Raw genomic sequence first — 8,017 nt, 5'->3', positions numbered from 1 at the left:
GAGGCGCGCCCAGCGCCGCGCGGACCGGGCACGGCGCACGTCGCGTCGCGCCGCGGACCGCCGCCGCAGATCGCGTATTCGTTCCCGGACCAGTTCCTCGTGGATCAACATCGCGGTCTCCCTCCTGAGGTCGATCTCCGCGCCGGGGTGCGCGCGTCCGGTGCCACCGGGGGCACGGCGTCCCCGACCACCGGGCTGCTGTCGGTACTCGCAGGTGATGGCGGTGTTCATGCGGCGCTCCGTTCGCGGTTTTCTCCGGTGGTCTCCGTGGTGTTCTTGCGTGGCCGCCCACGGGGACGCTTACGGGCCACCACGGCGCCCCGTTCGAAGATCTCCCCGCCCCAGACGCCCCACGGCTCGCGCCGGGCGAGCGCGCCCGCGAGGCAGGACGACCGGACCGGGCAGTCGCCACACAGGTGCTTGGCCCGCTCCAGTTCCGCCGGGGCCTCGGCGAACCAGAGGTCCGCGTCCCCCGCGCGGCAGGGCAGGTCGTCGTCGGGCGTGGTCACCGCGTCGAGCAGGGCGGCGACACCACCGCCGTCCCCCCGCTCGTCGGTCGGCGCCTCCTGCGATGCGGAGGCGATTGCCGAAGGCATTGACGTTCTCCTTGGTGTCTTCTCGGCAGTGTTCTCGTCATCGGTTCCCCGGACCGGTTCACACCGGCCCGGGTCGGCTCCCTGAACAGCAAAAAGGCCGCGGACCCGAGTCGGTTCCGCGGCCTTGGCGAGCCTGTTCCTCTGACACTCGTCAGGGAGCACGTCCCGGTGGGCACGGCGGAACCCGGAGCTGCTTCGCGTTCAGAAAGTCGGCGATCATCCGACGGACCGGCACGCCGGCGGCGGCATGCCGCACGCCGGCCTCGGCACGGTGCGCACGCGGTCGGCGCACACCGCTCTCCACCCGCCGCGACACGGACCAACGGACAGCCGCACGGGTACGCGGACACGCGCGCACCCCCGCATCGGCAGCCGCGGACAGGACGGGGGAAACGGAAAGGCCGGAGATGCCGGTCGGTTCGACGCTCTTCATTGCCGGCACCTCCTCTCCGCGCATTCCGTCCACGGTCCCCGACGGTGCCGGGATCCGGGACTCGACTCACCCAGTGCTCTGCAGGCTATGGCGCCGGGACGGCCGGGGCAACCGATTTTTCGAGCTTCCGCCCGATCGGCGTCGGATTTCCGCCGCCGTGGCGGTACGATGCCCGCTGACCTGCACGGAGAGACCCGCTGACCTACGCGGAGAGGTACGTCGACCTCATCGGCCCACGGACGTGTCCCCCTGGTCGGGCGAGGACCGCACCACCGCGAGCACCTCACCCCCGAAGCGTTCCACCTTCGTCGCGCCGATCCCCGCGATCGACACCAGCGCACTCTCGTCGGTCGGGCGTTGCTCGGCGATCGCCGAGAGGGTCGCGTCGGTGAAGACCACGAACGGGGGGACGTTGAGCTCCCGCGCCCGCTCTCTCCGCCATTCCTGCAGCCGGGCGAGCAGGTCGGTGTCCACATCGGCCGGGCACCGACCGCACCGGCCGAGCTTGACGTCCATGGTGGACAACAACGGCGCACCACACACCCGGCACACCGGCTTCGGCGCGCCGCCGCCCCGCCGGCCCCGCACCCGCGAGGCCGGATGGTCGTCGGGGACCAGCCCCTGCAGGAACCTGCTCCGCCTGCGGTGCGCGCGCCTGCCGGGGGTGCGGGCCAGCGACCAGGACAGCGACAGGTGTTCCCGGGCCCGGGTCACACCGACGTAGAAGAGCCTGCGCTCCTCCTCGATCGCCTCGTCGGTGTCCGCGTGCTGGATGGGCACCGTGCCGTCGGCCAGGCCCACGAGGAAGACCGCGTCCCACTCCAGCCCCTTGGCCGCGTGCAGGGACGCCAGGGTGACACCGCCGACCTCCGGCGGGTGTTGCGCGGAGGCCCGCTGCTCCAGCTCGGCGACGTACCGGGCGAGGGTGGCGTTGTCGGACGTCGCCGCCAGGTCCTCGGCCAGATCGAGCAACGCGCGCAGCCCGTTCCACCGCTCCCGCGCCGCACCGCCGGAGGGGGCCCGCGCGGTGAGCCCCTCCCGGGACAGCACCTCCCGGACCACGCGGACGAGGCCGTCGCCCTCCCCCGCACCGGAAGCCGGGGCCGACCCTTCCTCCGGACGTGCGGCGGCGGTGCGCAGCGCCGCCATGGCCCGCCGGATCTCGGTGCGGGCGAAGAACCGCTCACCACCGCGCACCACGTACGGCACATCGCGCTCGGACAGCGCCTTCTCGTAGGCCTCGGACTGCGCGTTGACGCGGAACAGCACCGCGATCTCCCCCGCGTCCGTGCCCGCCCCGATCAGCTCGTCGACCCGCGCCGCGACGGCGGCCGCCTCGGCCTCCTCGTCGGGGTGTTCGGAGAACGCCGGTTCCGGCCCGTCCGGGCGTTGCCCGACGAGTGTCAGCCGGGAGCCCGCGGGTCTGCCCCGGGCCGCACCGATCACCCGGTTGGCCAGGGCCACGACCTGGGGACTCGACCGGTAGTCCCGTTCGAGCCGGACCACGGTGGCGTCCGGGTACCGGCGGGTGAAGTCCAGCAGCGGCCGGGGCGAGGCACCGCCGAACGAGTAGATGGTCTGGTTGGCGTCGCCGACCACGGTGACGTCGTCCCGGCCGCCGAGCCACGCGTCCAGCAGCCGCTGCTGTGCCGGGGTGACGTCCTGGTACTCGTCGACCACGAAGCAGCGGTACCGCTCGCGGAACTCGTCGGCCACGCTCCGGTGCTCCTCCACCGCGGCCGTGGTGTGCAGCAGGAGATCGTCGAAGTCCAGCAGTCGGCGGTCGTTCTTCGCGCGCTCGTAGGTCCGGTACAGCTCCGCGACCTTCTCCGCGGGGTGCCCGACGTCGCGTCCGCGCCGCGCGGCCACCGCCGGGTAGTCCTCGGGCCCGACGAGGCTCGCCTTCGCCCACTCGATCTCACCCGCCAGGTCCCGCACGACCTCGACCTCGGTGGGCAGGTCGAGCGTGGCGGCGGCCCTGCCGACCAGGCGGATCTTGTGGTCGAGCAGCTCCCACGGGGTGTCCCCGACCACCCGGGGCCAGAAGTACCGGAGCTGACGCAGGGCGGCGGCATGGAAGGTCCGCGCCTGCGCCCCCTCGACCCCGAGCCTGCGCAACCGGTCGCGGAGCTCCCCCGCCGCCCGCGCGGTGAACGTCACCGCGAGTACCTGGTTCGCGCTCACATGACCGGCGCGCACCAGATGGGCGATGCGGTGCGTGATGGTGCGTGTCTTCCCGGTGCCCGCCCCGGCCAGGACGCACACCGGGCCCCGCGGCGCCCCCGCCGCGGCCCGCTGTTCGGGATCGAGACCGGCGAGCGGATCCCGCTCCCGGTCGGGCCGAACCACACCTGCCACGTTCGGCATCCTCGCAGAGGGGACCGACGGACCGGGCTCCCCCCGGCCGCCCGTATTCTGGGAATCATGGCGGGAAAGCAGGACAAGGAAGCCGCGAAGCAGGCCAAGCGCGAGAAGAGGGCCGCCTCCAAGGAGCGGCGGGGGCAGATCTTCCAGGCGTTCAAAATGCAGCGCAAGGAGGACAAGGCGCTCATCCCCTGGATGCTGGGATCGTTCCTCGTGATGGTGGGGCTCGTCTTCGGGCTCGGCTGGCTGCTCGGCATCCAGTGGTGGCTGCTGCCCATCGGCATCATGCTCGGCGCGCTCGCCGCCATGATCATTTTTGGGCGCCGGGTGCAGCGGACGGTGTACAGCCGGGCGGATGGGCAACCCGGTGCCGCCGCCTGGGCGCTCGACAACCTGCGCGGCCGGTGGAAGGTCACCCAGACGGTCGCCGCGACGACCCAGCTCGACGCGGTGCACCGGGTCCTCGGCGGACCGGGCGTGATCCTGGTGGGCGAGGGCTCACCGCACCGCGTCCGGAACCTGCTCACCCAGGAGAAGAAGCGCATCGCGCGGCTGGTGGGGGAGACGCCGATCTACGAGGTGCAGATCGGCAACGAGGAGGGCCAGGTCCCGCTGCGGAAACTGCAGAACCACCTGATGAAACTCCCGCGCAACCTCAAGCCGAAGCAGGTCGACGCACTCGAGACGAAGCTGTCCGCCCTCGGTAACCGCGGCGGTGCCGCCATGCCGAAGGGGCCTGCGCCGCAGAACGCGAAGATGCGCAACGTCCAGCGCTCCGCCCGCCGCCGCTGACCCGCCCCCGGCGATCGCCGCGGTGTCACCACGGGTCGCCACGGCCGTGCACTCAGCGCATCGTGACGACGACGGTGCCGGTGGCCCGGTCGTGCCAGCCCCGGTTGTCCTGATCGCGGACGGCCGGGGGGACGATGAGGAAGGTCAGCACGCACCGGACGACGGCGCGCCACAGTCCCACCGTGGCACTGCCGTCCAGCCGGGCCACCCGGATACCGGTCAGCGCCATCCCCGGGGTGAACCCGGAGAACGTCACGGGCACCACGGTGACCACGGCCCACATCGCCAGCGACCACAGGTTGTAGGCCTGCATCACGTCCGGATCCGTATAGTCGGGCGGGAAGAACAGGGCCGTCAGCAGCGAGGCCACCACGAGGTCGACGAGCAGCGTGCCGAACCGGCGCCCGCCGCCTGCCGCGGACCGGGGCCCCCGCTCGGGGAGCCCGAGTCGTTCACCGGGCCACCGGGACGGCTCCCGCCCGTCCGCCGCCCCACCGTCCGAGAGTGTCGAGAGCCATTCGCCCGTCCATCGTGCCACCCGTCCAGGGTATTCGGTGGACACGACGCCGGATATTCCTGGTCAGCCGGGCACACACCGGACGGACCACCGTTAACACCGGCGAAACACACGGGTGACGGTCGGGCAACACCGCCCGCTTAGCGTGAACCGCACAGAGCCGAAGAGAGCACCGCAACCCGAAGAGAGCACCCGAGCACCGGAGCACTGCCGCACGAGCTCGACGCTCGAACACGAAGGAGCCACCGAGGGTGTCCACTACTCCAGACGATGTCCTCCGGCAGATCGCCGACGAGGACGTACGCTACGTCGACGTGAGGTTCTGCGACCTGCCGGGCGTCATGCAGCACTTCACCATCCCCGCCTCCGCCTTCGACGCCAAGACCTTCGAGGAAGGGCTCGCGTTCGACGGCTCGTCCGTGCGCGGCTTCCAGTCGATCCACGAGTCGGACATGCTGCTGCTGCCGGACCCCGCCACGGCCCGCATCGACCCGTTCCGCACGAACAAGACCCTGTCGCTGAACTTCTTCGTGCACGACCCGTTCACGCACGAGCCGTACAGCCGGGACCCGCGCAACATCGCCCGCAAGGCCGAGCAGTACGTCACCGAGTCCGGCATCGCCGACACCGTCTTCTTCGCGCCGGAGGCCGAGTTCTACCTGTTCGACTCGGTGCGGTTCGACTCCTCCGAGCACGCCAGCTTCCACGAGATCGACTCGGTCGAGGGCTGGTGGAACACCGGCCGCCACGAGGAGGGTGGCAACCGCGGCTACAAGACCCCGTTCAAGGGCGGGTACTTCCCGGTGCCGCCGGTCGACCACTTCGCCGACCTGCGCGACGAGATCTCGAACACGCTGACCGCCTCCGGCTTCGAGCTGGAGCGGGCCCACCACGAGGTCGGCACGGCGGGGCAGACGGAGATCAACTACAAGTTCGACACGCTGCTGCACTCGGCCGACGACCTGCAGCTGTTCAAGTACATCGTGAAGAACGTGGCCTGGCAGGCGGGCAAGTCCGCCACCTTCATGCCGAAGCCACTGTTCGGCGACAACGGCTCGGGCATGCACTGCCACCAGTCGCTGTGGAAGGACGGCGCGCCGTTGTTCCACGACGAGGCGGGCTACGCGGGCCTGTCCGACACCGCGCGGCACTACATCGGCGGCATCCTCACCCACGCCCCGAGCCTGCTGGCGTTCACCAACCCGACGGTGAACTCGTACCACCGGCTGGTGCCCGGCTACGAGGCCCCGGTCAGCCTGGTGTACTCGCAGCGCAACCGCTCGGCGTGCGTGCGCATCCCGATCACCGGCGGGAACCCGAAGGCCAAGCGCATCGAGTTCCGCTGCCCCGACGCCTCGGGCAACCCGTACCTCGCCTTCGCGGCGATGATGATGGCCGGCATCGACGGCGTCCGGAACAAGATCGAGCCGCCGGAGCCGATCGACAAGGACCTCTACGAGCTCCCGCCCGAGGAGGCCCACGGCGTCCAGCAGGTCCCCGGCGACCTCGGCACCGTGCTCGACACGCTGGAGGCGGACCACGACTACCTGCTCGAGGGTGGCGTGTTCACCCCGGACGTGATCGAGAGCTGGATCGCGTACAAGCGGGAGAACGAGATCGACCCGCTGCGGCTGCGTCCGCACCCGTACGAGTTCGCCCTCTACTACGACGTGTGACCGTCGTCCGTGCCGTGCCCCGGGGAAGGCCCCGCGTGCCGACCCCGGGTCACGCGCCCGGAACGCGGGTCAGCCGGAAACCGGGGCGGCCGGACCGCAGAGCACGTCGAGGTCGACGCCCGCCTCGGCCATCCGGTCCCGGGGTGCGGGCACGAGCTTGCGGGCGTTCAGGTCCATCAGCCCGAGCGTGCAGTTGATCTCGGCGGACAGCGTCCCGTCCGTCCGGATGATCTCGTTGGCCATCCAGAACACCTTGCCGTCGCCGAACGTGGCGTGGCAGGTCACGTCGACCTCGTCGCCGTCGCGCAGTTCGCGCCGGTAGCGGATGTGCGACTCCAGCAGCACGGGCGCGACCCCGCCCTTGCGCATCTCGTCGTGCCCACCCGCCCGGTGGAACAGGTCCAACCGGGCGACCTCGGCGTACTGGTGGTAGACCGCCTGGTTGACGTGGCCAAGGGTGTCCAGCTCGTAGTGCCGCACCCTGATCCGGGTGCGCGACGCCTCCTGCTCAGTCACGCGATCACCTTAAGCCGCCCGCCGCGCCCGGCCCATGGCGGTGACCCCGACTGTGACACTCCTGACCCGGGGGGACACGGCTGCACCGGGGCACACTCACGACTCGTAGAACAGACGCTGCACCACCGCGTGGGCGCGTCGCGTGGTCCGCCGGTAGGTGTCCAGGAACTCGCCCGGATCGTCGTCGGCGGAATAGCCGAACACCCGCGCCACCGCCGCCAGCTCGCGGCCGGACGTCGGGAGCTGGTCGACCGCCTTCCCCCGCACGAGCATCGCCACGTTGCGCGCCCGCGTGGCCAGCTCCCACGCCTCGATCAACACCGCCACGTCGTCCTCCCCGGCCAGGTCCGCGTCGGCGAGCGCGCGCAACGCCGCCGGGGTCGACGTCGTCCGCAGGCCGGGGACGGCGTGCGCGTGCCGCAGCTGCATCAGCTGCGCCGTCCACTCCACGTCGGCGAGGCCACCACGGCCGAGCTTCGCGTGCGTGGTCCGGTCGGCACCGCGGGGCATCCGCTCCGTCTCCACCCGTGCCTTGATCCGGCGCACCTCGCGCATCTGGTCGGCGTCCAACCCGCCCTCCGGGTAGCGCAGGTGCTCGATCCCGGAGAGGAAACGTGCGCCCAGGTCGGCGTCCCCCGCCACGAACCGCGCCCGCAGCAGTGCCTGGGCCTCCCAGACCGCGCTCCACCGGTCGTAGTACGTCAGGTACGAGTCGAGGGTGCGCACCAGCGGACCACTGCGCCCCTCCGGGCGCAGGTCCGCGTCCACCTCGAGGGCCGGGTCCTGGCTGGGCGTGCCCAGGGCCCGGCGCACCGTCTCCGCCACGGTCGTCGCGAACCGCACCGCCTCGGTCTCGCTCGCGCCCCCGGTCGGTTCGCACACGAACAGCACATCGGCGTCGGAGCCGTACCCGAGCTCGGCACCGCCGAGCCGGCCCATCCCGATCACCGCGAGGGTCGCCGGCGGGCTGTCCGTCCCGGCGGCGCGCTCCCGGACCGCCGCCTCGAGGGCGCTGCGGAGCACCGCCGCCCACACCGACGACAGCGCGTGACAGACGTCGCCGACGTCGAGCAGCCCCAGCAGGTCCGCACTCGCCACGCGCAGCAGTTCGTGTCGGCGCAGC

Annotated in this window: 7 protein-coding genes and 1 pseudogene; 2 read left to right on the top strand and 6 right to left on the bottom strand. The window is 71.8% G+C overall.

Annotated features, from left to right (window positions below; all coding sequences use genetic code 11):
* The 3 genes and pseudogenes from ACTIR_RS27440 to ACTIR_RS0106555 all read right to left on the bottom strand — a co-directional run.
* Positions 1–231 (bottom strand): annotated as a pseudogene (locus ACTIR_RS27440) (hypothetical protein); the annotation flags it as partial.
* The gene (locus tag ACTIR_RS0106560; protein ID WP_026453660.1) at positions 228–596 is read right to left on the bottom strand and encodes a WhiB family transcriptional regulator; all 369 of its coding nucleotides are present in this window, start codon (positions 594–596) and stop codon (positions 228–230) included. The pseudogene ACTIR_RS27440 and the gene ACTIR_RS0106560, both read right to left, overlap by 4 nt.
* 658 nt (positions 597–1,254) lie before the next feature.
* The gene (locus ACTIR_RS0106555; protein WP_052583744.1) at positions 1,255–3,396 is read right to left on the bottom strand and encodes an ATP-dependent DNA helicase UvrD2; all 2,142 of its coding nucleotides are present in this window, start codon (positions 3,394–3,396) and stop codon (positions 1,255–1,257) included.
* 57 nt (positions 3,397–3,453) lie between these two features.
* On the opposite strand from ACTIR_RS0106555, the gene ACTIR_RS0106550 reads away from it, so the two are divergent.
* Positions 3,454–4,185, top strand: a complete 732-nt coding sequence (locus tag ACTIR_RS0106550) for a DUF4191 domain-containing protein (protein WP_026453658.1) — start codon at positions 3,454–3,456, stop codon at positions 4,183–4,185.
* Between the two features lie 52 nt (positions 4,186–4,237).
* Here the strand turns inward: ACTIR_RS0106550 and ACTIR_RS0106545 are convergent, their stop codons facing one another.
* On the bottom strand, positions 4,238–4,723 hold the full coding sequence (locus tag ACTIR_RS0106545) for an RDD family protein (RefSeq protein WP_026453657.1): 486 nt from the start codon (positions 4,721–4,723) through the stop codon (positions 4,238–4,240).
* A 230-nt stretch (positions 4,724–4,953) separates the two neighbouring features.
* Between ACTIR_RS0106545 and glnA the strand changes: the two genes are divergently transcribed.
* Positions 4,954–6,378 carry a type I glutamate--ammonia ligase gene (gene glnA / locus ACTIR_RS0106540; protein ID WP_026453656.1) on the top strand — a complete coding sequence of 475 codons (1,425 nt, stop codon included), beginning with the start codon at positions 4,954–4,956 and terminating at the stop codon, positions 6,376–6,378.
* A gap of 69 nt (positions 6,379–6,447) precedes the next feature.
* Here the strand turns inward: glnA and ACTIR_RS0106535 are convergent, their stop codons facing one another.
* Together ACTIR_RS0106535 and ACTIR_RS0106530 are read right to left on the bottom strand one after the other, a co-directional pair.
* Positions 6,448–6,894 carry an acyl-CoA thioesterase gene (locus tag ACTIR_RS0106535; RefSeq protein WP_026453655.1) on the bottom strand — a complete coding sequence of 149 codons (447 nt, stop codon included), beginning with the start codon at positions 6,892–6,894 and terminating at the stop codon, positions 6,448–6,450.
* Positions 6,895–6,990: 96 nt separating this feature from the next.
* Positions 6,991–8,017 (bottom strand): [protein-PII] uridylyltransferase family protein (locus tag ACTIR_RS0106530; RefSeq protein WP_026453654.1); only part of this gene is annotated, 1,027 nt, incomplete at its 5' end.

This window comes from Saccharomonospora iraqiensis subsp. iraqiensis (assembly GCF_000430445.1).
Classification (GTDB): domain Bacteria; phylum Actinomycetota; class Actinomycetes; order Mycobacteriales; family Pseudonocardiaceae; genus Saccharomonospora; species Saccharomonospora iraqiensis.
Note: the sequence above shows the minus strand (reverse complement) of the source record. Positions and strands in the feature narration are given on the sequence as shown.